Consider the following 26,140-nt stretch of genomic DNA (forward strand, 5'->3'; position numbering starts at 1 on the left):
CCAGCGTGGCGCTCGCGCGATACCTCAGTCGCGCTCGGGCGGATTGGTCGCGTACACCCACGACAGGAATCGCGCCACGGCCTCCGCGGACCGATGCGCCCGCGGAGAGCTGAAGATGTCGAAAGCGTGCTGGGCGTGCGGTAATTCGGCGTAGGCGACCGGATTCTTGGACACCGCGCGCAGTTCCTCGACGAATTCTTCGGCCTCGCCGACGGGGATCAGCGAATCGTCGTGTCCGTGCAGGACGAAGAACGGAGGTGCGTCGGCGCGCAGCCGCCGGATCGGCGACGCGTCGACGTAGACGTCGCGGTGGGTGGCGAATTTCTTTTTGACGACGAACTTTTGGAGCAGGTCCACGAATTCGCGCCGGCCCTCGCCCTCGGTGGAGAACCAGTCGTAGCGCCCGTACACCGGCACCGCGGCGACCACCGAGGTGTCCGCATCCTCGAACCCGGGCTGAAACTTCGGGTCGTTGGGCGTCAGCGCCGCCAGCGAGCACAGGTGGCCGCCGGCGGATCCGCCGGTGATGGCCACGAAGTTCGGGTCGCCGCCGTAGCGGGAGATGTTCTCCTTGACCCAGGCCAGCGCGCGCTTGACGTCGACGATGTGGTCGGGCCAGGTGTGCCGCGGCGAGACCCGGTAGCCGATCGACACGCACACCCAGCCGCGCGCGGCCAGGTGGCTCATCAGCGGATAGGCCTGGGGGCGGCGCATTCCGATCACCCAGGCGCCGCCGGGGACCTGCAGCAGCACGGGCGCCTTGCCGTCGCGGGGCAGATCGTGGCGGCGCCAGATGTCGGCGAGGTTGGCGCGGCCGTGCGGACCGTAGGACACCACGTTGGTCTTCTCGACGTAGCGGCGGCGCGCCACGGTGTTGCCCAGCGGCAGGCTGCGCCGCCCGCTGCGCGTCGGCGTGCTCTGGGGCAGCTTGCTCAGCGCCTCCTCGTAGTCGTCGCCGAGTTGGTCGCGCAGGCCCGCCTCCAGCACCGGGCCGGGGGTGGTGACGCCGCGATATTTGATCACGCCCAGGATGGCCCACGACGCCGCCGTCAGGGCCAGGGCGGCCTTGCCGCGTCGCCCCGCGAAGTCGCCGCGGCGGCCCCGCCGCAGGGCGTCGAGCAGCGAGGCGGAGAAGTAGACGCCGGGCACCTCCGAGGCGGGCCAGCCGAACCAGAAGACCAGCACGGTGGTGTAGCCCTTGCGGGCCAGTGGCCGTAATCCGTTGGCGGCGTTGGCCAATTCGAGGGCGGCCCGACCCAGCGGCCGGGGTTTTCTGAGGGTCCGGGCCAGCCGCATCAGCCGGTCACCCGCGCTTGCAGCTCGGCGCGCAGGATCTTGCCGGTGCTGCTGCGGGGAAGCTCGTCCAGCACGGTGATCTCGCGGGGGATCTTGTAGTTGGCCAGGTTCTCCCGCACGTGCTGCTTGAGCGCCTCGGGGGCGGCGCCCGCATCGAGCGCGGCGCCGGGCTCGAGCACGACGAAGGCCGCCAGCCGCTGCCCGTATTGTTCGTCGTCCACGCCGATCACAGACGCCTCCGCCACGTCGGGATGTGCCGCCAGAATCTTCTCCACCTCGATCGGGTAGACGTTCTCGCCACCGGAGACGATCATCTCGTCGTCGCGGCCGACGACGAACAGGCGGCCCGCCTCGTCCAGATAGCCCAGGTCGCCCGACGACATGAAGCCGGCGTGAAAGTCCTTGGTACTGCCGGAGGTATAGCCGTCGAACTGGGTGTTGTTGCGCACGTAGATGCTGCCGACCTCACCGGTGGGCAGCTCGTTGAAATCCGGGTCCAGGATCCGGATTTCGGTTCCCCCGGCGGGCCGGCCCGCGGTGTCCGGTGCCGCACGCAGGTCCTGCGGGGTGGCCGTCGCGATCATGCCGGCCTCGGTGGCGTTGTAGTTGTTGTAGATCACGTCGCCGAACGCGTCCATGAACGCGATGACCACGTCCGGTCGCATCCGCGAACCCGATGCCGCGGCGAATCGCAGGGACCGGCAGCTGTAGCGGCGCCGCACGTCGGGCGGCAACTCCATGATGCGGTCGAACATCACCGGCACCACGGCGAGCCCGGTCGCCCGGTGGCGGTCGATGAGGTCCAGCGTGGCCTCCGGGTCGAACTTGCGCCGGGTGATCACCGTGCAGGCCATGGACGCGGCGAAGATCAACTGGGAGAACCCCCAGGCGTGAAACATCGGCGCCACGATCACGATGTTCTCCTCGGCCCGCCACGGCGTGCGGTCCAGAATCGCCTTGAGCGTGCCGATTCCGGCATTGCCGCCGGTTTGGTTGGCGCCCTTGGGCGTTCCGGTGGTGCCGGAGGTGAGCAGGATCATCCTGCCCTTGCGGCCGGAGCGCCGCGGCTGTTGGCCGGCGTGTTCGGCGATCAGCCCCTCGACGGTGAGGTCGTGGTGGCTGTCGGTCCAGGCCACGATGCGGTCGGCGTCCGGCCTGTCGGCCAGCGCGCGCTCCACCGTGGGGGTGAATTCCTCGTCGTACACCACGGCGTCGACGCCCTCGCGGTTGACCACTTCGGCCAGCGCCGGCCCGGCGAACGACGTGTTGAGCAGCACGACGTCGGAGCCGATCCGGTTGACGGCCACCACCGCCTCGACGAAGCCGCGGTGATTGCGGCACATGATGCCCACGACCTTCGGCTGGCCCGCGGGCAGCTGTTGCAGCGCGGCGCCGAACGCGTTGATGCGCTCGTCGAGCTCGCGCCAGGTCAGCGTGCCGCGTTCGTCGATCAGCCCGGGACGATCCGGGCAGCGCTGCGCCGCACTGGCGAAGCCGACCGTCATGCCCATGCCCTCGCGGCGCATCGCCGCGGCCATCTTGAGGTAGCGGTCGGGGCGCATCGGCGCGATCATCCCGGCGCGGCTCAGCGTGGTGACCAGGCCGAGGGTCTCGCTCAACGGATTCGGCATGGCTCAGCCCAGGATCGGGAAGCGACGCTTGGCGGCCAGGTCGGTCAGCGCCTCCTGCATCACCGACCGCACGTACTCGTCGACCTCGTCGACGTCCGGGTCGTCGCCGAACTGCTTGGCGATGTCGATGGGCTCCAGCACCTGGGTCACGATCTTGGTGGGCAGCGGCAGGTTCGGCGGGATGACCGCGCTCAGGCCGAACGGGAAGCCGAACGACAACGGCAGAATCGCGCTGCGCAGCAAGCGTTTGATGCCCAGCCGCTCGGCCAGCCAGGTGCCGCGGGTCAGGTAGAGCTGGGTCTCCTGGCCGCCGACGGACACCGCCGGCACGATCGGGACGCCCGCCTCGATCGCCGTGCGCACGTAGCCCTTGCGGCCGTTGAAGTCGATGACGTTCTCCGACAGGGTGGGCCGGTAGGCGTCGTAGTCGCCGCCCGGGAACACGATCACCACGCCACCGGACCGCAACGCCTCCGCCGCGTTCTCCCGGTTGGCGCGGATGTAGCCGGTGCGCCGGAAGAACTCTCCGGTGGGACCGGTCATCAGGATGTCGTGGCTCAGCGTGTAGACCGGCCGGTCGTAGCCGAGTTTGTCGTAGAAGTGGACGCTGAAGATCGGCACGTCCATCGGGAACATGCCGCCGGAGTGGTTCCCGACCACCAATGCCCCGCCGGGCGGGAACGCCTCCAGGCCGTGCACCTCGGACCGGAAGTAGGTCTTCAGGACGGGGCGCATCACCGCCATCAGGCGCTGGGTCAAGCCGGGGTCGAATTTGCCGATGTCCCCGCCGCCGGGGTTGCCGTTGTCGGTCACGTTCCTCCCTTGACGCTCGCGCGCGCGGCGGCTCCGCCGAGTCGAGTCCCTCGATGGTAGCGACCGGAGCCGCGCTGCTGTCAGGGTGTTTCACCCTATTTCGTTCGGGCGTATGGTGCGGTCCCCGCACGGGCGCTATGGTTACGGCGCCCTAAGTAATCCTCGAGAAATGAGGACCTGATGGACGTAGCCGGTCTGTCACCTGAGCGCGGCACACGCGCGAGCGCCACCCGCAGGTCGGCCGGCACCCGGGACCGGCGCGGGCGGGCCTCCCACACCGCGGCGACCCGCCGCGAAACCACCCGCCAGGCCCAAGCCGCGTCCCGGCCCGCGCCGGCCCTCGAGCGGGCCGCTGACGCGCTCGCCTCGGCCACCGCGGACAGCGCGGATCAGCAACAGGCCGACTACTTCGTGCGCCTGCTCGCCGGCCGGCGCGGCTTCATCGACCAGCGCCTCGAGGAGTATCAGCGCAAGATCGGGACCGCGGAAGCCAAGGGCGACGTCGACGCCGTGGCTAACCTGCGCCGCCTGGTGCGCGCCGCCGAACAGGACCGGCGGACGCTGGACGGCCTGATCGACAAGCTGCGCCAACGGTTTGTGCGCCGGGCCACGCTGAATCACCTGACGTCGCAGCGGGTTTCATGACCGGAGCCCCGCCGAGGTAGCCGGCGTAACGCGCCGCCGCCAGCAAATCGGCACACCCGCGTGGCGGTGCCGATACATTCTATGGGCCAGCTGGTTTCTAGACAGGAACGAGGCCGCCCATGGGATTCATGGCTCCGGAGTTTCCCGACGTCGACCCGCAGACGTGGCTCAGCCTGCCGCGTTCGACCAGGCGTCAGATCATGACCCGGCACTGGGTCGAGCACGGCTTCGGCTCCCCGTACGCGGTCTATCTGTTCTACGTCTTCAAGATCGCCGGGTACGCCGTCGGGGCGGCGGCGGTGATCTCGCTGACGCCGGGCCTGGGCGGGCTGGGCCACCTCGCCGACTGGTGGACACAGCCGATCGTGTACCAGAAGCTGGTCGTCTTCACGCTGCTCTTCGAGATCCTGGGCCTGGGCTGCGGATCCGGGCCGCTGACCGCGCGGTTCTGGCCGCCGTTCGGCGGTTTCCTGTATTGGTTGCGGCCCAACACTATTCGGCTGCCGGCCTGGCCGGACAAGGTTCCGTTCACCCGGGGCGACCGTCGCACCGTCGTCGACGTCGGGCTGTATCTGGTGGTGCTGGCCTCCGGCGTGTGGGCGCTGCTCTCCCCGGGGCGGGGCGGTCCGGTCACCGGGGCGTGCGACGTCGGCCTGATCGATCCCATGCTGGTGGTGCCCGCCATCGTCGCGCTGGCGCTGCTGGGCCTGCGGGACAAGACGGTGTTCCTGGCCGCGCGCGGCGAGCACTACGGGCTGACCCTGCTGGTCTTCTTCTTCGGGTTCACCGACCAGATCGCCGCATTCAAGATCATCATGCTGGCGCTGTGGTGGGGCGCGGCGACCTCAAAGCTCAACCACCACTTCCCGTACGTCGTCGCGGTGATGATGAGCAACAGCCCACTGCTGCGCGGCCGCGCGTTCAACTGGTTCAAGCGCCGGCTCTACCTCGACCCGATCGACGATTTGCGGCCGTCGTGGATCCCGAAGGTGATGGCTCACGTCGGCGGGACGACCGCGGAGTTCCTTGTGCCGCTGGTTCTGGTGTTCGTCGCCGACGGCCACCGCTGGGCGTGGTTCCTGATCGCCTTCATGGTGCTGTTCCACCTCAACATCACGTCCACCATTCCGATGGGCGTCCCGCTGGAATGGAACGTCTTCTTCATCTTTTCGCTGTTCTATCTGTTCGGGCACTACGCCGGCGTCACGGCCGCCGGGCTGAGCTCGCCGCTGCTGCTGGTCATCCTGATCGTCGCGCTGGCGGTGGTGCCGATCATGGGAAACCTTTTCCCGCAACAGATTTCATTCCTACCGGCGATGCGCTACTACGCGGGGAACTGGGCCACCAGCACCTGGTGTCTGCGTCGGGGCACCGAGGACAAGATCGAGGCGAACATCACCAAGGCGTCGGCGCTGGCACCCAATCAGCTTGCCCGGCTTTACGATCCGCAGACCGCCGAGCTGATGATCGACAAGTTGATGGCGTGGCGATCCATGCACACGCACGGGCGGGCGCTGGGCGGCCTGGTGCCGCGCGCTTTGCCCGCCGGCGCCGACGAGGCCGACTACCGGTTGCGCGACGGCGAGATCATCGCCGGACCGCTGATCGGATGGAACTTCGGCGAAGGCCACCTGCACAACGAACAGCTGCTGGCCGCCGTGCAGCGGCGCTGCGACTTCGGCGACGGCGACGTGCGGGTGATCATCCTGGAGGCCCAGCCGATCCACCGCCAGACGCAGGCCTACCGCATCGTTGACGCCAAGAGCGGCCTGATCGAAGAGGGCTACGTCGACGTCGCGGCCATGCTGAGCCGCCAGCCCTGGCCCGAGCCCGGCGACGACTACCCCGTGCACGTCATTAGTGGCGGCGGCGCTTCGTGACCAGAGCGGTCGTCGTCGGCGCCGGGCCCAACGGCCTGGCCGCCGCGATCCAGCTGGCCCGCCGCGGCGTCGAGGTGCAGGTGCTGGAGGCCCGCGACACCGTCGGCGGGGGAGCGCGCTCGGCCGAGCTGACGGTGCCCGGCGTGATCCACGACGTCTGCTCGGCCACCCACCCGTTCGGCGTCGGTTCGCCGTTCTGGACGGAAATCGACCTGCCGAGCTACGGGCTGGCGTGGAAGTGGCCGGAGGTCGACTGCGCGCATCCGCTCGACGACGGCACCGCCGGCGTGCTGTACCAGTCGATCGACCGGACGACGGCGGGCATGGGGCCCGACGCCACCCGCTGGCGGCGCGCCGTCGGGGACCTCGCCGCCGGATTCGATCAGCTGGCGCAGGACCTGCTCCGGCCCGTGCTGCACGTCCCGCGCCACCCGGTGCGGCTGGCCGGTTTCGGGCCGCGCGCGCTGCTGCCGGCCACGGTGATGGCGCGTTGGTTTCGCACCGAACAGGCCCGCGCGCTGTTCGGCGGCGCCGCCGCGCACATCTATACCCGGCTGGACCGCCCGCTGACCGCTTCGATGGGGCTGCTCTTTCTGGCCAGCGGTCACCGCTACGGCTGGCCGGTCGCCGAGGGCGGCTCCGGGGCCATCACCCGCGCCCTGGCCGCCGCCGTGGAGGCGCACGGCGGCGCCATCGCCACCGGGGTGACCGTCACCGGCCGCCGCGACATCCCCGACGCCGACATCGTCATGCTCGACCTGACCCCCGCCGCGGCGCTGCGGCTCTACGGCGACGGCATGCCCGGCCGCATCAAACGTTCCTACCGGCGCTACCGCCACGGGTCCTCGGCGTTCAAGGTCGACTTCGCCGTCCAGGGCGACATCCCGTGGACCAACGCCGACTGCGGGCGCGCGGGCAGCGTGCACCTGGGCGGCGGCTTCGCCGAGATCGCCGACACCGAACGCCAACGCGCGCAAGGCACGATGGCCCGGCGGCCGTTCGTTCTCGTCGGGCAGCAGTACCTGGCCGACCCGTCGCGCTCGGCGGGCGGCGTCAACCCGATCTGGGCCTACGCGCACGTGCCGTTCGGCTACACCGGCGACGCCACCGAGGCCATCATCGACCAGATCGAGCGGTTCGCCCCGGGCTTCCGCGACCGCATCGTCGCGACGGTCAGCACAAGCACCGCCGAGCTGGCGGCCTACAACGCCAACTACGTCGGTGGCGACATCCTCGGCGGCGCCAACGACGGGCTCCAGGTCATCCTGCGGCCGCGCGTCTCGGCCAACCCGTATGCGACCGGCGTACCGGGGGTCTACCTGTGTTCGCAGTCCACGCCGCCGGGGGCCGGCATCCACGGCCTGTGCGGCTATTACGCCGCCGAGGCGGCGCTGCGCTGGGCCCGCGGGCGTCGCTCATAGTCCCGGGCCCGTGTGGCCGTCGTCACGGCCGTTGTACCAGCGCGGCAACGGCGGACGTCACTGATCTAGGCTGGCGACGAGCGCAGATCAGCGGACACAGGAAAGAAAGACGACAGGAGAGACAAGTGACGGTCCGAGTAGGTATCAACGGCTTCGGTCGAATCGGGCGGAACTTCTACCGGGCCTTGCTGGCTCAACAGGAGCAAGGCACGGCTGACATCGAGGTGGTCGCGGTCAACGACCTCACCGACAACGCCAGCCTGGCGCACCTCCTGAAGTTCGACTCCATCCTGGGCCGCCTTCCCCACGACGTCAGCCTCGAGGGTGACGACACCATCGTCGTCGGCAGCAAGAAGATCAAGGCGCTCGAGGTCAAGGAAGGCCCGGCGGCGCTGCCCTGGGGCGACCTGGGCGTCGACGTCGTCGTCGAGTCCACCGGCATCTTCACCAACGCCGGGAAGGCCAAGGGCCACCTGGACGCCGGCGCCAAGAAGGTGATCATCTCCGCGCCCGCCACCGACGAGGACATCACCATCGTGCTGGGCGTCAACGACGACAAGTACGACGGCAGCCAGAACATCATCTCCAACGCCTCGTGCACCACGAACTGCCTCGGCCCGATCGCCAAGGTGCTCAACGACGAGTTCGGCATCGTCAAGGGCCTGATGACCACCATCCACGCCTACACGCAGGACCAGAACCTGCAGGACGGGCCGCACAAGGACCTGCGCCGGGCCCGCGCCGCCGCGCTGAACATCGTGCCGACCTCCACCGGCGCCGCCAAGGCCATCGGCCTGGTGCTGCCGGAGCTCAAGGGCAAGCTGGACGGGTACGCGCTGCGGGTGCCGATCCCCACCGGCTCGGTCACCGACCTCACCGCCGAGCTGCGCAAGTCCGCCACCGCCGACGAGATCAACGCCGCGATGAAGGCCGCCGCCGAGGGGCCCATGAAGGGCATCCTGAAGTACTACGACGCGCCGATCGTGTCCAGCGACATCGTCACCGACCCGCACAGCTCGATCTTCGACTCCGGCCTGACCAAGGTGATCGACGACCAGGCCAAGGTGGTGTCCTGGTACGACAACGAATGGGGCTACTCCAACCGCCTCGTCGACCTGGTCGCGCTGGTCGGCAAGTCGCTGTAAGCCGTGGCTGTCCACAACCTGAAAGACCTTCTGGCCGAGGGCGTTTCCGGACGCGGGGTGCTGGTGCGCTCCGACCTGAACGTGCCGCTGGACGACGGGAAGATCACCGACGCCGGCCGCATCACCGCCTCGGTGCCGACGCTGAAGGCGTTGGTCGATGCGGGCGCGAAGGTGGTGGTCACCGCGCACCTGGGGCGGCCCAAGGGCGGACCCGACCCGAAGCTGTCGCTGGCGCCGGTCGCCGCGGCGCTCGGTGAGCAGCTCGGCCGGCACGTGCAGCTGGCCGGAGATGTCGTGGGCACCGACGCGCTGGCCCGCGCCGAGGGCCTGACCGACGGCGACGTCCTGCTGCTGGAGAACGTCCGCTTCGACGCCCGCGAAACCAGCAAGGACGACGGCGAGCGGCTGGCCCTGGCCAAGCAACTGGCCGAATTGGTCGGGCCGACAGGCGCTTTCGTCTCCGACGGGTTCGGCGTGGTGCACCGCAAGCAGGCCTCCGTCTACGACATCGCCACCCTGCTGCCGCACTACGCCGGCACGCTGGTGGCCGAGGAGATCGCGGTGCTCGAGCAGTTGACCGGCGCCACGAAGCGCCCCTACGCGGTGGTGCTGGGCGGGTCGAAGGTGTCCGACAAGCTCGGCGTCATCGAGTCGCTGGCCGGCAAGGCCGACAGCATCGTCATCGGCGGCGGGATGTGCTTCACTTTCCTTGCCGCGCAGGGCTTCTCGGTCGGCAAGTCGCTGCTGGAGACCGAGATGGTGGACACCTGCCGCAGGCTGCTGGACACCTACGTCGACGTGCTGCGGCTGCCGGTGGACATCGTGGTGGCCGACAAGTTCGCCGCCGACGCGACCCCGCAGACCGTCGCGGCCGACGCCATCCCGGACGACCTGATGGGCCTGGACATCGGACCGGGGTCGGTCAAGCGGTTCACCACGCTGCTGTCCAACGCCGAGACCGTGTTCTGGAACGGGCCGATGGGCGTGTTCGAGTTCCCGGCGTTCGCCGCGGGCACCAAGGGCGTCGCCGAGGCGGTCGCCGCGGCCACCCGCAAGGGCGCGTTTTCCGTGGTGGGCGGCGGGGACTCGGCTGCCGCGGTGCGCGCGCTGGGCATCCCGGAGGGCGACTTCTCGCACATCTCCACCGGCGGGGGAGCCTCGCTGGAATACCTTGAGGGCAAGACGCTTCCGGGTATCGAGGTGTTGAGCCGACCCCAGCCCGACCACAACTAGGGAGACCGACAGTCGTGAGCCGCAAACCGCTGATCGCCGGCAACTGGAAGATGAACCTCAACCACTTCGAGGCCATCGCGCTGGTGCAAAAGATCGCGTTCGCGTTGCCGGACAAGTACTACGACAAGGTGGACGTCACGGTCCTGCCGCCGTTCACGGATCTGCGCAGCGTGCAAACCCTGGTCGACGGCGACAAGCTGCGGTTGACCTACGGCGGGCAGGACCTGTCCGAGCACGATTCGGGCGCCTACACCGGCGACATCAGCGGCGCCTTCCTGGCCAAGCTGGGTTGCACGTTCGTCGTCGTCGGGCACTCCGAGCGGCGGACCTACCACCACGAGGACGACGCGGTGGTGGCCGCCAAGACCGCCGCGGCGCTCAAGCACGAGTTGACCCCGATCGTCTGCATCGGCGAGCACCTCGACATCCGCGAGGCCGGCAACCACGTCAGCCACTGCGAGGAACAGCTGCGCGGCTCGCTGGCCGGGCTGTCCGCCGAACAGATCGGCAAGGTCGTCATCGCCTACGAACCGGTCTGGGCCATCGGCACCGGGCGGGTGGCCAGCGCGGCCGACGCCCAGGAGGTGTGCGCGGCCATCCGCAAGCAACTGGCGTCCCTCGCGTCCCCGAAGATCGCCGAGGACGTGCGAGTGCTCTACGGCGGCTCGGTGAACGCGAAAAACATCGGCGAGCTGATCGCCCGCGAGGACATCGACGGCGGTCTGGTCGGCGGCGCGTCCCTGGACGGCGAGCAGTTCGCCACGCTGGCGGCGATCGCCGCCGGTGGCCCCCTTCCATAGGGTGGTGCCCCTGAGAACCACCCCGCCCCGGTAGGCTGGCCGTCATGCAGTTGGCTTTGCAGATCACCCTGGTCGTGACCAGCATCCTGGTGGTGCTGCTGGTGCTGCTGCACCGCGCCAAGGGTGGCGGCCTGTCCACGCTCTTCGGCGGCGGCGTGCAGTCCAGCCTGTCCGGCTCCACGGTGGTGGAAAAGAACCTGGACCGGCTGACGTACTTCATCACCGCCATCTGGCTGGTGTGCATCGTCGCCATGGCGCTGCTGATCAAATACCACTGACGGCACGGGTTCTTCCGCGCTGTCAGAGTGCGGCGGTAAGTCTCCATAGCGCTTCGCGGTCGACCGACTCGGAGCGGTCCAGCGGGCTGAGCACGATGTCGGTAGCTCCGGCGTCGCGGTACCGGCGCAACTGGCGTACGACAGATTCCTCGGGCCCGATCGCGGCGAGGTCGACGACGCTCGCGAGACCTTCCCGGGCGATCACGTTGCGATACGACGGGATGGCTTCATAAAAGCTGAGCTGCTGCGCGGCTGCGCCGCGAGCGCCCTCGACATCGTCGGACAACAGCACGGGGACCGCGGCGATGACGCGCGGCGCCGGCCGACCCGCCTCGGCCGCCGCCTTGGTGATTTCGGGCACGATGAATTCTCCGATGGTGCGGGGCCCGGCCAGATAAGGCAGTGTCCCGTCGGCCAGTTCGCCGGTCACCCGCAGCGCCTTGGGGCCCATCGCCGCGACATACACCGGGATGGGTGTGCCGCCCGGCACCCGCACCGGCCAGCTGGGGCTGGCGCTGAGTTCGCTGCCGTGAAAGTCGACGCCGCCGCTGTTGAACACCGAGCCCAGGATCGTCAGGTGCTCGCGCAGCCGGGTGATGGTGTGGGACCAGTCGGTGCCGAAGGCCGGGCGTTCCACTTGGCGGGCGCCCAGTCCCAGCCCCAGGCTGAAGTTGCCGTGCGCGGCGGCCTGTGCCGTTTGCGCCAATGAGGCGACGATCAGCGGGTGACGGGGGTTGATCGGCACCACCGATGTGCCTACGCCCAGCCCGGGCACGGCGGCTCCGACGACCGCGGCGAGCGCGATGGCGTCGTAATTCTGCTGCTGGGGCAGCCACACTTGCGCGACCCCGAGCTCGTGGGCGCGGTTGGCCTGGGCGATCACATCATCGACCAGGTTGGCAGCGTCAGGACGGGCCATCAGAATGATTCCGGCGGACATGCCGCAACCAACGCGCTCAATCGGCCTGCCATTCCGGCCAAATCACGGTGATCTGAACCGGTGTGCGTCACGGTGATTCGCGGCTGCGGGTGACCCTCGACGGGCGGACGCCGACATCCGCATCGATACTGGGTCCCATGGTTGAGGCATCCGAGGGCGCGCTGGAACCGATCGGCGCCGTGCAGCGCACCCTGGTCGGTCGTGAGGCGACCGAACCGATGCGGGCCGACATCAGGTTGTTGGGCGCCATCCTGGGCGACACGGTGCGCGAGCAGAACGGGCACGAGGTGTTCGAGCTCGTCGAGCGCGCCCGGGTGGAATCGTTCCGGGTGCGCCGCTCCGAGATCGACCGCGCCGAGCTGGCGGGGATGTTCGACGGCATCGACATTCGCCAGGCGATCCCGGTCATCCGCGCGTTCAGCCACTTCGCCCTGCTCGCCAACGTCGCCGAAGACATCCACCGGGCACGCCGCCGGGCGATTCACGTCGCCGCGGGGGAGCCGCCGCAGGACAGCAGCCTGGCCGCGACCTACGCCAAACTCGATCGAGCGCAGCTGGATTCGGCCACCGTCGCCGACGCGCTGAAGGGCGCGGTGGTGGCCCCGGTGATCACCGCGCACCCCACCGAGACCCGACGGCGCACCGTCTTCGTCACCCAGCACCGGATCACCGAGCTGATGCGGCTGCATGCCGAGGGGCACACGGAGACCGACGAGGGCCGCAACATCGAACTCGAGCTGCGCCGCCAGGTCCTGACGCTGTGGCAGACCGCGCTGATCCGGTTGTCGCGGCTGCAGATCACCGACGAGATCGAGGTGGGGTTGCGTTACTACGCCGCCGCGTTCTTCCGGGTGGTCCCGCAGGTCAACGCCGACGTGCGCGACGCGCTGCGGACCCGCTGGCCCGACGCCGACCTGTTGAACCAGCCGATCCTGCAGCCGGGGTCCTGGATCGGCGGTGACCGCGACGGCAACCCGAACGTGACGGCCGACGTGGTGCGCCAGGCCACCGGCAACGCCGCCTTCACAGCGCTGGCGCACTACCTGTCCGAGCTGACCGCCCTGGAACAGGAGCTGTCGATGTCGGCGCGCCTGGTCGCGGTCACCCCGGAGCTGACCGAGCTGGCCGAGGGATGCGGGGAGAAGGCCCGCGCCGACGAGCCGTACCGGCGCGCGCTGCGCGTAATCCGCGCCCGGCTCACCGCGACGGGCGCCGAGATCCTGGACCGGCGACCGCAGCACGAGCTGGACCTGGGGCTGACGCCGTACGCCGCCCCGGCCGAGCTGCAGGCCGACCTGGACACCATCGACGCGTCGCTGCGCCAGCACGGCAGCGCACTGCTGGCCGACGACCGCCTGGCGCTGCTGCGAGAAGGCGTGCGCGTCTTCGGCTTTCATCTGTGCGGCCTGGACATGCGGCAGAACTCCGACGTGCACGAGGAAGTGATCGCCGAGCTGCTGGCGTGGGCGGGGGTGCATCCGGATTACGGTTCGCTGCCCGAAGACGAGCGGGTCGAGCTGTTGGCCGCCGAGCTGGCCACCCGCCGGCCGCTGGTCGGCGACCGCGCGGAACTGTCCGAGCTGGCGCGCAAAGAGCTGGACGTGGTGCGCGCGGCCGCGCAGGCCATCGAGCGCTACGGACCCTCCGCCGTGCCGAATTACGTGATCTCCATGTGCCGTTCGGTCTCCGACGTCCTGGAGGCCGCGATCCTGCTCAAGGAGGCGGGCCTGATCGACGCGTCCGGGGACGCGCCGTACTGCCCGGTGGGTATCTCGCCGCTGTTCGAGACCATCGACGATCTGCACAACGGTGCGACGATCCTGCACGCGATGCTCGAACTCCCGATCTACCGCGCGCTGGTGGCCGCGCGCGACGACGGCCAGGAGGTGATGCTGGGCTATTCCGACTCCAACAAGGACGGCGGATACCTGGCCTCCAGCTGGGCGGTGTACCGGGCCGAGCTGGCCCTGGTCGAGGTGGCGCGCAAGACCGGAATCCGGTTGCGGCTCTTCCACGGTCGCGGCGGCACCGTGGGCCGCGGCGGCGGCCCGAGCTACGAAGCCATCCTGGCGCAGCCGCCCGGCGCGGTGAACGGCTCGCTGCGGCTCACCGAGCAGGGCGAGGTGATCGCCGCGAAATACGCCGAACCGCAAGCGGCCCAACGCAACCTGGAGAGCCTGCTGGCCGCCACGCTGGAATCCACGCTGCTGGATGTGGAGGGATTGGGCGACGCCGCGGAGCCGGCGTATGCGGTGCTCGACGAGGTGGCCCAGCTGGCGCAGCGTGCCTACGCCGAATTGGTGCACGACACACCGGGTTTCGTCGACTACTTCATGGCCTCCACGCCGGTCAGCGAGATCGGTTCGCTGAACATCGGCAGCCGGCCCACCTCGCGCAAACCCACCCAGTCCATCGCTGACCTGCGCGCGATTCCCTGGGTGCTGGCGTGGAGCCAGTCGCGGGTGATGCTGCCCGGCTGGTACGGCACCGGGTCGGCATTCGAGCAGTGGATCGCGGAGGGCCCGGAAGGCGAAGGCGAGCGGGTGGACATCCTGCACGACTTGTACCAGCGCTGGCCGTTTTTCCGCAGCGTGCTGTCGAACCTGGCCCAGGTGCTGGCCAAGAGCGACCTCGGCCTGGCGGCGCGCTACGCCGAGCTGGTGGACGACGAGGAGCTGCGGCGCCGGGTCTTCGACAAGATCGTCGACGAGCACCGGCGCACCATCGCCATGCACAAGCTCATCACCGGTCAGGACAACCTGCTGGCCGACAATCCGGCGCTCGCGCGTTCGGTGTTCAACCGCTTCCCGTACCTCGAGCCGCTGAATCACCTGCAGGTGGAGTTGCTCCGCCGCTACCGGTCCGGCGATGACGACGAGTTGGTGCAGCGCGGCATTTTGCTGACGATGAACGGGCTGGCCAGCGCGCTGCGAAACAGCGGCTGACAACCGGCGAATCCGTCACCGGCGCGGCCCGCCCGCGCATAACCTGAATCGACGCGACGTCGACCGAGGAGAGCAGTGAGCGGATCCGGACTACCCCTGTGGCTCCTTCTGGTTTCCGTCATCGCCGTGGCGATCGCGATCGCGGTGGGCTGTGTCTGGTTGGGAAACCGCGTCCTGCCGATGCGGCGGTACGGCAAGGAACCCAACCCCGCGATCGCCTCCTTCCTGACCGTCGTCGGGTTCATCTACGGCGCATTGCTGGGCTTCACCGTCGTGGCCACCTGGGAACACTTCTCGTCCACCCAGGTCGTCGTGTCCGGCGAGGCGTCGGCACTGACGACGATGTATCGGCAGACCGTCGCGATGCCCGAACCGGAGCGCACCGAAGTTCAGCAGCTGTTGCGCAAGTATGCGAGCGCGGTGGCGGGCCCGGAGTGGAACAAGCAGCACAACGACGGCGCGCGCGCCGCGATCACCCGGATGTATCGCACGGTCGGGCGCCAGCAGCCCAATGTCGCGGCCAAGCCGATCAATCAGCAGTTCCTCAACCAGTTGAGCGAACTGGCGTCCGACCGTAACGAGCGGATCGTGGGCACCAAGCCGCGGATACCCGCGCTGATGTGGGCGGGCCTGATCTTCGGTGCGGTTGTGCTGGTTGCGTTTACGGGGTTCCTGCGGATGGGTAACACGGTCGGCCACGTCATCGTGTCCGGCACGGTCGCGGTTCTGCTGGGTCTGCTGCTGTGCGTGGTGTTCCAGCTCGACCACTCGTATGCCGCCGATCAGCGCATCACGTCCGGGCCGTTCCAGCACGCGCTGGACATCTTCGATTCGGTCGACAACGACAGCCGTTACTTCCCGCGCTGAGCATTGACGTTGCGGGCCGCGGTGCGGGCCTGGTTATGGTTGAGCTCGGGGGCTCGGCCGCACCGGCCGCATACGCACTGACGTCTATGCACACGGGGAGGTTGGCATTGAAGACCATCACATTCGGCAAGACGGGGCTCGAGGTGTCCCGGTTGGCGTTCGGTACCTGGGAGTTCTGCAGCGACTGGGGGCACGCCGACGAGGAGGCCGCGATCGCGATGATCCGCAGCGCCCGCGAGCTCGGCATCAACTTCTTCGACACCGCGCAGCAATACGGGTTCGGCGCGTCCGAGCGCCTGCTGGGCAAGGCCCTTCGCGACGACCTCAAGAAGTCCCGGGACGAGGTGGTGATCGCCACCAAGGGTGGCCTGCGTGCCACCGACAACGGCCTGGTTCGCGACGGCAGCCGGACATGGTTGCGAGAAGGCGTGGAGTCCAGCCTCAGGGCGCTGGGCATCGACCACATCGACGTCTACCTGGTGCACTGGCCCGACCCCGGCACCCCGGCCGCCGACACCGCCGGGGCGCTCGCGGAACTGGTGTCCGAAGGCAAGATTCGCCACGTGGGTGTGTCGAACTATGACACCGCGCAGGTGCGCGAGTTTTCCGAGACGCTGCCGGTGGAAGTGGTGCAGCCGCCCTACCACCTGTTTCGTCGCGACATCGAGGACGAGCTGCTGCCGTATGCGCGCGAGCACGACATCGCGGTGATGGTGTACGGGCCGCTGGCGCACGGCCTGCTGACCGGCACGATGAAGGCCGACACCAGATTCGCCGCCCAGGACTGGCGCGGCAAGAGCGACATCTTCAGCGGCGACGGCTACCTGCGCAACCTGGAAGTCGTTGCGCGCCTTGAGGGTCTGGCCGCCGGCCTGGGCGTGACGGTCAGTCAGCTGGCCATCGCGCGGGTCCTCGCGCAGCCGGGTGTGCACGTCGCCATCGTCGGGGCCCAGCACCTGCAATACCTGCAGGAGAGCTCCCGCGCGGCCGACGTCACGCTGTCCGAAGGTGACGTGGTGGCCATCGACGAAATCCTGGGGGCGGCTACGCCGGTCGGCGGCCCCTATCCCGAGATGCACCAGAAGGCGAGTTAGTAGCTCAGCCCTTCAGCAATTCGCCGACGTGCGCGGTGACCGAATCGGTGAGTCCCTGCAGGTCGTAACCGCCTTCGAGCACCGCCACCAACCGGCCGTCGCACAGCTTTTCGGCTGCCGCCATCAATTCCCTGGTGACCCAGGCGAAGTCGGCGGCCGTCATGGTCAGCGAGCCGAGCGGATCGCGCTCGTGGGCGTCGAAACCCGCGGACACGATGATGAGCTCGGGCGAAAAGGCTTGCAGCGCGGGCACAATCCGGTCCTGAAAGGCGGCGCGCAGTTCGGCGCCGCCGTCGCCGGGTGCCAGCGGCGCATTGAAGATGTTGCCGACCCCGGTTTCTCGCACCGCACCCGTGCCGGGGAACAGCGGCATCTGATGCGTGGATGCATAGAGCACGCTCGGGTCGGTGTAGAAGATCTGCTGGGTGCCGTTGCCGTGGTGCACATCGAAATCGACGATGGCCACCCGCATCAGCCCGTGCTTGCGCTGTGCGTGACGCGCACCGATGCTGATGTTGTTGAACAGGCAGAAGCCCATCGCCCGCTCGGTCTCGGCGTGATGGCCCGGCGGGCGGCACGCGACGAACGCGTTCTGCGCGTCGCCGGCCAGCACCCGGTCCACGGCCTGCAGGGTGGCGCCCACCCCGCGCAGCGCCGCCTCCCAGGTCGACGGCTCCATCATGGTGTCGCCGCCGTCGAGGTAGACGTAACCGTCGTCGGGCCGCGCGGCTTCCAGCGCGTCCACGTAGCGATTGGAGTGCACGTAGCGCGTGGCGGCGAGGTCGGCCGGCTCGGCCTCCTCGCGCACCAGGGCGTCGAACTGCGGCCGGCTCAGCGCCGCCTCCACAGCGCGGTAGCGGTCCGGTCGCTCCGGATGGCCCGGGGCCGTCCGGTGGGCGGCGAAGGCGGAGTGGTGCAGCAGCAACGTGGCCATCGGGGGTCCTGCCGGCGCGCCTAGTGGACGGTCCGGTTGCGCAGCCTGTCGACGAAGCCGCGCACCGCGTGCTCGGTGATCGCCAGCGGAGAGATCATGGTCTCACCCACTTTCACCATCTCGTCGACCCGCGCGACGATCGCTTCCACCGGCTCGACCAGCACGATCAGCCGCTTGGCCAGGTCGTCCAGGCTGGTCATGGTGCCGTCCAGGTGATCGAGGCCGGCCTCGAGGCGCTCGACCGTGGCGTTCAGCGCGGAGAGGGAACTGCTGAGCTCCTTCATCGTGTTGCTCAAACCGTCGAGGACGTCTTCGACCTGCTCCACCGTCTTGTCGGCGTTCAGCGCGGCCTGGGTGAGCGTCTTGATCCGGCTTCGCTCTTGTCCGCCGCGCACGGTTCTGTCTGCCATGTCCGTCATTATGACGCGGCCGGCGCGTGCGGGAGCCCGAAGGGATGCACGACGAGCGATGCGCTATCGCTTTTCAGAACCGGGTCACGCTACGCCGGACGGGTTCGACGGCAACTTGGCCGCGGCGTCCTCGTCGAGCAGCCACAGCGTGGTGTCGCGCCCGACGGCCCCGGCGGCCGGCACCGAGACGGGCGCGGCGCCCCCGATGGCGGCGGCGACCGCGTCGGCCTTGCCGCCGCCGCTCACCAGCAGCCACACCTCGCGCGACCGCGCAATGGCGGGCAGCGTCAACGTGATTCGCTGCGGCGGCGGCTTGGGGGAGTCGTCGACCGCCACCACCATGCGGGTGGTCTCCAGCACCGCGGGGGTGTCGGGGAACAGCGAGTTGATGTGGCCCTCGGGTCCCATGCCCAGCAGGTGCACGTCGAAATTCGGAACCGGCTCGCCGGGTGCGGCATTGGCGGCCAGCAGCTGCTCGTAGGCCAGCGCCGCCGCCGCGAGGTCGCTGCCGAACTCGCCGTCGCTGGCCGGCATCGGGTGCACCTGGCTGGACGGGATGTCGACGTGCGAGAGCAGCGCGGCCCGGGCCTGCTTGTCGTTGCGCTCGTCGTCGTCCTCCGGGACGTAGCGTTCGTCGCCCCAGAACAGATGCACCTTCGACCAGTCGATGTCGCGTCCCACCAACGACTGCAACAGCCCGATGCCGTTGCCGCCGCCGGTCAGCACGATGAGCGCTTTGCCCCGCGCCGCCACGGCGTTCGCGATGGCGTCGGTCAGCCGCGTCGCGGCGGCGTCGACCATGGTCTGGCTATCCGGGAAAACTTCGATGCTGGTGCTCACACGTATTGCACTTTCTCAATGCCTTCGAGCGCTGATTGGTATATCTCGTCGGGATCCAGTCGCCGCAGGTCTTCGGCGAGACACTCACCGGTTTCCCTGCGCGCCAAGGGGAGTAGGGCGTCCGGTCGGGACGTCCGGCTCAACGTGGCCGTCCTTCCTTCCTGCGGGCGGCTCAAGACGATGGTCTCGCTCTTGCGCACCATCTCGATCTTGAGCTCGCCGACCGCCCGGCGCACCGGGCCGTCGATCCGGCTGGCCAGCCACCCCGCCAGGACGTCCAGCGCGGGCTCGGTCGCCAGACCGGACACCAGCGCCGACTCGATCGGTTCGTGCGGAGTCAGGTCGACCGCGGAGGTCAGTAGCGCGCGCCAGTAGGTGATGCGCGCCCAGGCGAGGTCGGTGTCACCCGCGGTGTAGCCGGGCAGCCGGCTCTTGATCGCCGCCAACGGGTCCACCCCGTTCGTCGCGTCGGTGATGCGCCGAATCGCCAAGCGGCCCAACGGATCTTGCGCGGGGACCGCCGGCGCGACGTCGGGCCACCAGGCCACCACCGGGATGTCGGGCAGCAGGAAGGGGGTGACCACACTGGCCGCGTGGCCGGACAGCGCCCCGGACAGCCGCAGCACCACCACTTCGCTGGCGCCGGTGTCCCCGCCGGCGCGCAGCTGCGCGTCCAGGCGCGGTTTGTCCGCGTACGGGTTGCCCCGCATCGTCACGATGATCCGGCTGGGATGCTCATGGCTGGCGTCGTTGGCCGCCTCCAGCGACTCCTCGAGGATCTCCTCGCTGTCCGGCGCGATGATCAGGGTCAGCACCCGGCCCATCGCGACGGCGCCCACTCTTTCGCGCAGTTCGTCGAGCTTCTTGTTGACCGCCGTGGTGGTGGCGTCCGGCATATCAATGATCATCAGGGCCGCCGCCATTCCCGGCCGGTGCGGTGCAGCATCTGGAAGGCGGAGTCCGGGCCCCAGGTGCCCGCCTCGTAGGGCTCGGGTTTACCGCCGGCCGCCCAGTTGTTGAGCACGGGATCGAGTATGTCCCAAGCCAATTCGACCTCGGCATTGACCGGGAACAGGGACGGCTCGCCGAGCAGCACGTCGAGGATCAGCTGCTCGTAGGCCTCCGGGGATTCCTCGGCGAACGCCGAGCCGTAGGAGAAGTCCATGTTGACGTCGCGTACCTCCATCGCGGTGCCGGGCACCTTGGAGCCGAACCGCAGCGTGACGCCTTCGTCGGGCTGCACCCGGATCACCATGGCGTTGGTGCCCAGCTCGTCGGTCATGGTCGCGTCGAACGGCAGGTGCGGCGCCCGCTTGAAGACCAAGGCGATCTCGGTCACCCTGCGGCCCAAGCGTTTTCCGGTTCGCAGGTAGAAGGGCACACCCGCCCAGCGGCGGGTGTCCACCTCGAGCGTGATGGCCGCGAACGTCTCGGTGGTCGAGTCCTTGGCGAACCCTTCCTCGTCGAGCAGCCCGACGACCTTCTCGCCGCCCTGCCAGCCCGCGGTGTACTGGCCGCGGCTGGTGGTCTCGTCGAGCGGCTCGGCGAGCTGGGTGGCCGAGAGCACCTTGATCTTCTCGGCCTGCAGGGCCAACGGGCTGAAGCTGACCGGCTCTTCCATCGCGGTCAGCGCCAGCAGCTGCATCAGGTGGTTCTGGATGACGTCGCGGGCGGCGCCGATGCCGTCGTAGTAGCCGGCGCGGCCACCAAGGCCGATGTCCTCGGCCATGGTGATCTGCACGTGATCCACGTAGTGCGCGTTCCAGATCGGGTCGAACAACTGGTTGGCGAACCGCAGCGCCAGGATGTTGCGGACCGTCTCCTTGCCCAGATAGTGGTCGATCCGGAACACCGCCTCCTCCGGAAAGACCGTGTTGACGGCCTTGTTCAGGGCCTGCGCGCTCTCCAGGTCGTGGCCGAACGGCTTCTCGATGACCACCCGGCTCCAGCGCTCGCCCTGCGGGCGCGCCAGACCGGACTTGTGCAACTGCTCGCACACCACCGGGAAGGACTTGGGCGGGATGGCCAGATAGAAGGCGTGGTTGCCGCCGGTGCCGCGCTCGGCGTCCAGCTTGTCCAGGGTCTCGGCCAGCCTGCTGAACGCCTCATCGTCGTCGAAAGCGCCTGGCACGAAACGGAATCCCTCGGCCAGTCGATCCCAGTTCTCCTGCCGGAACGGGGTGCGGCAGTGCTCCTTGACGGCCTCGTGCACCACCTCGCCGAAATCTTGCGTGCTCCAATCCCGGCGGGCGAAACCCACCAGGGAGAAGCTCGGCGGCAGCAACCCGCGATTGGCCAGGTCGTAGATCGCCGGCATGACCTTCTTGCGGGCCAGGTCGCCGGTGACCCCGAAGATCACCATTCCGCACGGGCCCGCGATCCGCGGCAGCCGCTTATCGCGCTTGTCCCGTAACGGGTTATGCCATTGTTGCGCGGAGCGGGCTGGGCTCATTTGGAGGCGGAACCCAGCTGCTTCTGCGTTTCCTCCAGCAGCTCGGTCCACGAGTCCACGAACTTCTCCACGCCCTCGTTCTCCAGCACCACGAACACGTCCCGCAGGTCGATCCCGACCGCCGAGAGCTTGTCGAACACCTGCTGGGCGTCGCCTGCGGTGCCGGTGACCGTGTCGCCCTTGATCTCGCCGTGATCGGCGACGGCGTCAATGGTCTTCTCCGGCATGGTGTTCACCGTGTTGGGCGCCACCAGTTCGGTGACGTAGAGGGTGTCGGAGTAGTCGGGGTTCTTGACGCCGGTGGACGCCCACAGCGGGCGCTGCACGCGGCCGCCGTCGGCCTTGAGCGACTTGTAGCGCTCGCCACCCTCGAACACCTCCTGGTAGGCCGCGTAGGCCAGCCGGGCGTTGGCCACACCGGCCTGCCCGCGAAGCGCGAGCGCGTCCTCGCTGCCGATCTTCTCCAGCCGCTTGTCGACCTCGGTGTCCACCCGGGACACGAAGAACGACGCCACCGAGTGGATCTTGGACAGGTCGTGTCCGGCCTCGCGGGCCTTCTCCAGTCCGGCCAGGTAGGCGTCCATCACGGCCCGGTGCCGTTCGACGGAGAAGATCAGGGTGACGTTGACCGAAATCCCTTCGGCCAGAACCGCGGTGATGGCCGGGATGCCGGCCTTGGTGGCCGGGATCTTGATGAACAGGTTCGGCCGGTCGACGATCTTCCACAGCTCGACGGCCTGCGCGACGGTCTTGTCGGTCTCGGCCGCCAGGCGCGGGTCCACCTCGATGGACACCCGGCCGTCCACACCGTCGGAGGCGTCCCACTCGCGCTTGAGCACGTCGCACGCGTTGCGGACGTCGTCGGTGGTGACGGTGCGGATGGTGGCGTCGACGTCGGCGCCGCGCTCGGCCAGCTCGGCGATCTGGGCGTCGTAGGAATCGCCCTCCGCCAACGCTTTCTGGAAGATCGACGGGTTGGTGGTCACGCCGACGACGCTCTTGGTGTCGATCAGCTCCTGCAGGTTGCCCGACTCCAGCCGCTGACGCGACAGGTCGTCAAGCCAGACGGATACGCCGGCGGCGGACAGCGCCGCCAGATTCGGGTTCTGAGCGGTCATGTGAATTACCCTTTCGTCAGTTATCCACTACTTCTTCCGCGGCGGCCGCGACGGCTTCGGCGGTGAAGCCGAATTCACGGAATAAGGTTTTGTAGTCGGCGGATTCGCCGTAGTGCTCGATCGAGACGATCTTGCCGGTGTCACCGACCAGCTTGTGCCAGCTCTGCGCGACGCCGGCCTCGACGGCCACCCGCGCCGACACGGTCGGCGGCAGCACGCTGTCGCGGTAGTCGGCGGGCTGCGACTCGAACCACTCGACGCACGGCATGGAAACCACCCGCGCCACAATGTCCTTGTCCGCCAACAACTTCTGCGCCTCGACCGCCAGCTGGACCTCCGAGCCGGTGGCGATCAGCACCACGTCGGGGTCTTGGCCGGCTTCCTCGCCGTCCGAGCCCAGGATGTAGCCGCCCCGGGCGACGCCGTCGGCGCTGGTGCCCTCGAGCACCGGCACGCCCTGGCGGGTCAGGATCAGCCCGACCGGTCCGCTGCCGTTGCCGCGGGCCAGGATCGTCCGCCAGGCGTGGGCGGTCTCGTTGGCGTCGGCCGGGCGCACGACCGAGAGCTTCGGGATGGCCCGCAGCGCAGCGAGGTGCTCGATCGGCTGGTGCGTCGGCCCGTCCTCACCGAGCCCGACGGAATCGTGCGTCCACACGTAGATGGTGTCGATGTCCATCAGCGAGGCCAGCCGGACCGCCGGGCGCATGTAGTCGGAGAACTGCAGGAAGGTGCCGCCGTAGGCCCGGGTGGGGCCGTGCAGCACGATGCCGGACAGGATGGCGCCCATCGCGTGTTCGCGCACACCGAAGTGCAGGGTGCGCCCGTACCAGTCCGCCGTGTAGTCCTTGGTCGAAATCGACGGCGGCCCAAAGGATTTGACGTTGTCCATGGTGGTGTTGTTGCTGCCCGCCAGGTCGGCCGAACCGCCCCACAGCTCGGGCAGCTTCGGCCCGACCGCGTTGAGCACCTTGCCGGACGCGGCGCGGGTGGCCAGGTCCTTGTCGCCCGGCTTCCAGACCGGGATGTCGGCGTCCCAGCCGTCCGGCAGCTCCTCGGCGGTCAACCGGTCCAGCAGCGCCTTGCGTTCGGGCTGGCCCTGCGCCCAGGCGTCGAAATCCGCCTGCCACTTCTCGTGGGCCTCCTTGCCGCGGTCCACCAGCTTGCGGGTGTGGGCGATCACGTCGTCGCGCACCTCGAACTTCTTGTCCGGGTCGAAGCCGAGGATCTCCTTGACGGCGGCGACTTCCTCGTCGCCCAGGGCCGCGCCGTGGGCCTTACCGGTGTTCATCAGCTTGGGTGCCGGATAGCCGATGATGGTGCGCAGCGAGATGAACGACGGCCGGTCGGTGGCCGCCTTGGCGTTGGCGATGGCCTCCTCGATCGCGACGACGTTCTCGCCGCCCTCGATCTCCTGCACGTGCCAGCCGTAGGCGCGGTAGCGCGCGGCGGTGTCCTCGCACAGCGCGATGTCGGTGTCGTCCTCGATGGAGATCTCGTTGTGGTCGTAGAAGACGATGAGGTTGCCCAACTGCTGCACGCCCGCCAGCGACGAGGCCTCCGAGGTGACGCCCTCCTCGATGTCGCCGTCGGAGGCGATCACGTAGATGAAGTGGTCGAACGGGCTGGTGCCCGGGGCCGCATCGGGATCGAACAGGCCGCGCTCGTAGCGGGCGGCCATCGCCATGCCCACCGCCGAGGCCAGGCCCTGCCCCAGCGGGCCGGTGGTGATCTCAACGCCCTTGGTGTGCCGGAACTCCGGGTGCCCGGGGTCTTGGAGCCCCAGGTGCGCAGGGACTCGATGTCGGAGAGCTCCAGGCCGAAACCGCCCAGGTACAGCTGCAGGTACAGCGTCAGGCTGCTGTGCCCGCAGGACAGGACGAACCGGTCGCGGCCCAACCAGTGGGTGTCGCTGGGGTCGTGGCGCATCGTGCGCTGAAACAAGGTGTACGCCAGGGGCGCCAGGCTCATCGCGGTCCCGGGGTGGCCGTTGCCCACCTTCTGCACCGCGTCCGCGGCCAGCACCCGGATGGTGTCGACGGCGGCCGAGTCGAGTTCGGTCCAGTCGTCGGGGAGGTGCGGTTGGGTCAGCGTAGAGATCTCTTCGAGTGTCGTCACAGACGTTGTCCTTGGGTCATCGAGCTGATCAATCCCACCCTAGTGCGGGAGGGCCGGCTCTTGCAGCGCAGGATTTCGGGTACCCACGGCCGGCAGGAGTGAAAATTACGCGCCCGTCGAAAGCGCTTAACATTCAGTTCGGAAATCTGGGAAAAGTCTGCGGGAACGGACCCGCGGGCAGGCCAACACCACAACGCGGTCTACCATCGTCTGTAGTAGATGCTGCGCGCCGCTGCGACCCCAAGGAGTTATTGCGTGAGCGTTCGCGGGCGCGTCGCGCCGAGCCAAATGCCAAGCCGAATACAAGGCACGGTGCTGGCTTATCTGGCGCTGACCAAGCCGCGGGTCATCGAGCTGCTGCTCGTCACCGCCATCCCGGCGATGCTGCTGGCCCAGCGCGGCACCGTGAACCCGCTGCTGATCGTCAACACCCTGATCGGCGGGATGCTGGCCGCCGGCGGCGCGAACACCCTCAACTGCGTGGCCGACGCGGACATCGACAAGGTGATGAAGCGCACTGCGCGGCGGCCGCTGGCCCGGGCGGCGGTGCCCACGCGCAACGCCCTGGTGCTCGGCCTGGTGCTGACGGTGTCGTCGTTCGTCTGGCTCTGGTGGACGACGAACCTGCTGTCCGGGCTGCTGGCCCTGGCGACGATCGCCTTCTACGTGTTCGTCTACACGCTGCTGCTCAAGCGCCGTACCTCGCAGAACGTGGTGTGGGGCGGTGCGGCCGGCTGCATGCCGGTGATGATCGGCTGGTCGGCCGTCACGGGCACCATTCAATGGCCCGCGCTGGTGATGTTCGCCATCATTTTCTTCTGGACGCCGCCGCACACCTGGGCGCTGGCGATGCGCTATAAGGACGACTACAAGGCGGCGGGCGTGCCGATGCTGCCCGCCGTGGCGACCGAGCGTCAGGTGACCAAGCAGATCCTGATCTACACCTGGCTGACGGTGCTGGCCACCTTGGCGCTGGCGCTGGCGACGGGCTGGCTGTACGCGGCCGTCGCGGTGCTCGCCGGGGTGTGGTTCCTGGCGATGGCCCACCAGCTCTACGCCGGGGTTCGCGCGGGCGAGCCGGTCAAGCCGCTGCGGTTGTTCCTGCAGTCGAACAACTATCTGGCCGTGGTGTTCTGCGCGCTGGCCGTGGACTCGGCCATCGGGCTGCCGCACCTGTTCTGAGTCACGTCCGCCACGCGCGTCTCTCCGAGCGGCGCCACCTCTTGTGCCCACCTCAGAGCGACAACATTTCTTCGCGCCCAAACTGTCGCCATTTCTTCGCG

21 protein-coding genes and 1 pseudogene are annotated in these 26,140 nt (G+C 68.8%); 11 read left to right on the forward strand and 11 right to left on the reverse strand.

Annotated elements, in window-relative coordinates:
- Nucleotides 1-24 precede the first annotated feature (24 nt).
- The 3 genes from B9D87_RS03115 to B9D87_RS03125 are packed head-to-tail and all read right to left on the reverse strand — an operon-like array spanning nucleotide 25 to nucleotide 3,671.
- Nucleotides 25-1,296, reverse strand: coding sequence for an alpha/beta hydrolase (locus B9D87_RS03115; protein ID WP_007774318.1), 1,272 nt, complete (start codon nucleotides 1,294-1,296; stop codon nucleotides 25-27).
- Nucleotides 1,296-2,927 carry an acyl-CoA ligase FadD12 gene (gene fadD12 / locus B9D87_RS03120; protein WP_007774317.1) on the reverse strand — a complete coding sequence of 544 codons (1,632 nt, stop codon included), beginning with the start codon at nucleotides 2,925-2,927 and terminating at the stop codon, nucleotides 1,296-1,298. Before fadD12 ends, B9D87_RS03115 begins: the two co-directional genes overlap by 1 nt.
- A gap of 3 nt (nucleotides 2,928-2,930) precedes the next feature.
- On the reverse strand, nucleotides 2,931-3,671 hold the full coding sequence (locus B9D87_RS03125; protein ID WP_238553491.1) for a lysophospholipid acyltransferase family protein: 741 nt from the start codon (nucleotides 3,669-3,671) through the stop codon (nucleotides 2,931-2,933).
- Nucleotides 3,672-3,920: 249 nt separating this feature from the next.
- Here B9D87_RS03125 and B9D87_RS03130 point away from each other — a divergent pair, with 249 nt between their 5' ends.
- The 7 genes from B9D87_RS03130 (at nucleotide 3,921) to secG (ending at nucleotide 11,142) form a co-directional block, all read left to right on the forward strand.
- Nucleotides 3,921-4,385, forward strand: a complete 465-nt coding sequence (locus B9D87_RS03130; RefSeq protein ID WP_007774314.1) for a hypothetical protein — start codon at nucleotides 3,921-3,923, stop codon at nucleotides 4,383-4,385.
- Nucleotides 4,386-4,504: 119 nt separating this feature from the next.
- Nucleotides 4,505-6,265 carry a DUF3556 domain-containing protein gene (locus tag B9D87_RS03135; RefSeq protein ID WP_007774312.1) on the forward strand — a complete coding sequence of 587 codons (1,761 nt, stop codon included), beginning with the start codon at nucleotides 4,505-4,507 and terminating at the stop codon, nucleotides 6,263-6,265.
- The gene (locus tag B9D87_RS03140) at nucleotides 6,262-7,686 is read left to right on the forward strand and encodes a phytoene desaturase family protein (protein WP_007774310.1); all 1,425 of its coding nucleotides are present in this window, start codon (nucleotides 6,262-6,264) and stop codon (nucleotides 7,684-7,686) included. The genes B9D87_RS03135 and B9D87_RS03140 overlap by 4 nt, the downstream gene beginning before the upstream one ends.
- Nucleotides 7,687-7,811: 125 nt before the next feature.
- A complete protein-coding gene (gene gap, locus B9D87_RS03145) occupies nucleotides 7,812-8,831 on the forward strand; it encodes a type I glyceraldehyde-3-phosphate dehydrogenase (RefSeq protein ID WP_007774309.1) in 1,020 nt (339 codons plus the stop codon).
- Nucleotides 8,832-8,834: 3 nt separating this feature from the next.
- Nucleotides 8,835-10,064, forward strand: a complete 1,230-nt coding sequence (locus B9D87_RS03150; protein WP_007774308.1) for a phosphoglycerate kinase — start codon at nucleotides 8,835-8,837, stop codon at nucleotides 10,062-10,064.
- Between the two features lie 14 nt (nucleotides 10,065-10,078).
- Nucleotides 10,079-10,864 carry a triose-phosphate isomerase gene (gene tpiA, locus B9D87_RS03155; RefSeq protein WP_007774307.1) on the forward strand — a complete coding sequence of 262 codons (786 nt, stop codon included), beginning with the start codon at nucleotides 10,079-10,081 and terminating at the stop codon, nucleotides 10,862-10,864.
- Nucleotides 10,865-10,908: 44 nt separating this feature from the next.
- Nucleotides 10,909-11,142, forward strand: a complete 234-nt coding sequence (secG, locus tag B9D87_RS03160; RefSeq protein WP_007774306.1) for a preprotein translocase subunit SecG — start codon at nucleotides 10,909-10,911, stop codon at nucleotides 11,140-11,142.
- A gap of 22 nt (nucleotides 11,143-11,164) precedes the next feature.
- Here the strand turns inward: secG and B9D87_RS03165 are convergent, their stop codons facing one another.
- Nucleotides 11,165-12,082 (reverse strand): LLM class F420-dependent oxidoreductase, encoded by a 918-nt coding sequence (locus B9D87_RS03165; RefSeq protein ID WP_007774305.1) that lies wholly within the window; start codon nucleotides 12,080-12,082, stop codon nucleotides 11,165-11,167.
- Between the two features lie 137 nt (nucleotides 12,083-12,219).
- On the opposite strand from B9D87_RS03165, the gene ppc reads away from it, so the two are divergent.
- The 3 genes from ppc to B9D87_RS03180 all read left to right on the forward strand — a co-directional run bounded on the left by ppc (nucleotide 12,220) and on the right by B9D87_RS03180 (nucleotide 16,988).
- Complete coding sequence (ppc, locus tag B9D87_RS03170; RefSeq protein ID WP_007774304.1) at nucleotides 12,220-15,027, forward strand: phosphoenolpyruvate carboxylase; 2,808 nt, start codon at nucleotides 12,220-12,222, stop codon at nucleotides 15,025-15,027.
- A gap of 75 nt (nucleotides 15,028-15,102) precedes the next feature.
- A complete protein-coding gene (locus B9D87_RS03175) occupies nucleotides 15,103-15,894 on the forward strand; it encodes a bestrophin-like domain (RefSeq protein ID WP_007774302.1) in 792 nt (263 codons plus the stop codon).
- A gap of 107 nt (nucleotides 15,895-16,001) precedes the next feature.
- The gene (locus B9D87_RS03180; protein WP_007774301.1) at nucleotides 16,002-16,988 is read left to right on the forward strand and encodes an aldo/keto reductase; all 987 of its coding nucleotides are present in this window, start codon (nucleotides 16,002-16,004) and stop codon (nucleotides 16,986-16,988) included.
- Between the two features lie 4 nt (nucleotides 16,989-16,992).
- On the opposite strand, the gene B9D87_RS03185 is transcribed toward B9D87_RS03180, so the two are convergent.
- The 7 genes and pseudogenes from B9D87_RS03185 to tkt form a co-directional block, all read right to left on the reverse strand.
- A complete protein-coding gene (locus tag B9D87_RS03185) occupies nucleotides 16,993-17,922 on the reverse strand; it encodes a histone deacetylase family protein (RefSeq protein WP_007774299.1) in 930 nt (309 codons plus the stop codon).
- Nucleotides 17,923-17,942: 20 nt separating this feature from the next.
- Entirely contained in the window at nucleotides 17,943-18,341 is a 399-nt protein-coding gene (locus B9D87_RS03190; protein WP_007774298.1) for a hypothetical protein, read from the reverse strand.
- Nucleotides 18,342-18,416: 75 nt separating this feature from the next.
- Nucleotides 18,417-19,172: a 6-phosphogluconolactonase gene (pgl, locus tag B9D87_RS03195; protein WP_007774297.1), complete on the reverse strand. Its 756-nt coding sequence runs from the start codon at nucleotides 19,170-19,172 to the stop codon at nucleotides 18,417-18,419.
- Nucleotides 19,169-20,080, reverse strand: a complete 912-nt coding sequence (gene opcA, locus B9D87_RS03200) for a glucose-6-phosphate dehydrogenase assembly protein OpcA (protein WP_007774296.1) — start codon at nucleotides 20,078-20,080, stop codon at nucleotides 19,169-19,171. Before opcA ends, pgl begins: the two co-directional genes overlap by 4 nt.
- Complete coding sequence (gene zwf / locus B9D87_RS03205) at nucleotides 20,080-21,624, reverse strand: glucose-6-phosphate dehydrogenase (RefSeq protein ID WP_007774295.1); 1,545 nt, start codon at nucleotides 21,622-21,624, stop codon at nucleotides 20,080-20,082. Before zwf ends, opcA begins: the two co-directional genes overlap by 1 nt.
- Complete coding sequence (gene tal / locus B9D87_RS03210) at nucleotides 21,621-22,742, reverse strand: transaldolase (protein WP_007774294.1); 1,122 nt, start codon at nucleotides 22,740-22,742, stop codon at nucleotides 21,621-21,623. The genes zwf and tal overlap by 4 nt, the downstream gene beginning before the upstream one ends.
- 16 nt (nucleotides 22,743-22,758) lie before the next feature.
- Nucleotides 22,759-24,857 (reverse strand): annotated as a pseudogene (gene tkt / locus B9D87_RS03215) (transketolase).
- Nucleotides 24,858-25,112: 255 nt separating this feature from the next.
- On the opposite strand from tkt, the gene B9D87_RS03220 reads away from it, so the two are divergent.
- Nucleotides 25,113-26,039: a heme o synthase gene (locus B9D87_RS03220; protein WP_007774292.1), complete on the forward strand. Its 927-nt coding sequence runs from the start codon at nucleotides 25,113-25,115 to the stop codon at nucleotides 26,037-26,039.
- Nucleotides 26,040-26,140 lie beyond the last annotated feature (101 nt).

This window comes from Mycobacterium colombiense CECT 3035, from assembly GCF_002105755.1.
Classification (GTDB): domain Bacteria; phylum Actinomycetota; class Actinomycetes; order Mycobacteriales; family Mycobacteriaceae; genus Mycobacterium; species Mycobacterium colombiense.

Bases quoted from the DNA above. Each gene is read 5' to 3' on its own strand.
- secG (WP_007774306.1), top strand. From the start codon at position 10,909: ATGCAGTTGGCTTTGCAGATCACCCTGGTCGTGACCAGCATCCTGGTG.
- B9D87_RS03115 (WP_007774318.1), bottom strand. From the start codon at position 1,296: ATGCGGCTGGCCCGGACCCTCAGAAAACCCCGGCCGCTGGGTCGGGCC.
- B9D87_RS03125 (WP_238553491.1), bottom strand. From the start codon at position 3,671: ATGGCGGTGATGCGCCCCGTCCTGAAGACCTACTTCCGGTCCGAGGTG.
- fadD12 (WP_007774317.1), bottom strand. From the start codon at position 2,927: ATGCCGAATCCGTTGAGCGAGACCCTCGGCCTGGTCACCACGCTGAGC.
- B9D87_RS03130 (WP_007774314.1), top strand. From the start codon at position 3,921: ATGGACGTAGCCGGTCTGTCACCTGAGCGCGGCACACGCGCGAGCGCC.
- zwf (WP_007774295.1), bottom strand. From the start codon at position 21,624: ATGAGCCCAGCCCGCTCCGCGCAACAATGGCATAACCCGTTACGGGAC.
- opcA (WP_007774296.1), bottom strand. From the start codon at position 20,080: ATGATCATTGATATGCCGGACGCCACCACCACGGCGGTCAACAAGAAG.
- ppc (WP_007774304.1), top strand. From the start codon at position 12,220: ATGGTTGAGGCATCCGAGGGCGCGCTGGAACCGATCGGCGCCGTGCAG.
- B9D87_RS03185 (WP_007774299.1), bottom strand. From the start codon at position 17,922: ATGGCCACGTTGCTGCTGCACCACTCCGCCTTCGCCGCCCACCGGACG.
- tal (WP_007774294.1), bottom strand. From the start codon at position 22,742: ATGACCGCTCAGAACCCGAATCTGGCGGCGCTGTCCGCCGCCGGCGTA.
- B9D87_RS03135 (WP_007774312.1), top strand. From the start codon at position 4,505: ATGGGATTCATGGCTCCGGAGTTTCCCGACGTCGACCCGCAGACGTGG.
- B9D87_RS03190 (WP_007774298.1), bottom strand. From the start codon at position 18,341: ATGACGGACATGGCAGACAGAACCGTGCGCGGCGGACAAGAGCGAAGC.
- B9D87_RS03165 (WP_007774305.1), bottom strand. From the start codon at position 12,082: ATGTCCGCCGGAATCATTCTGATGGCCCGTCCTGACGCTGCCAACCTG.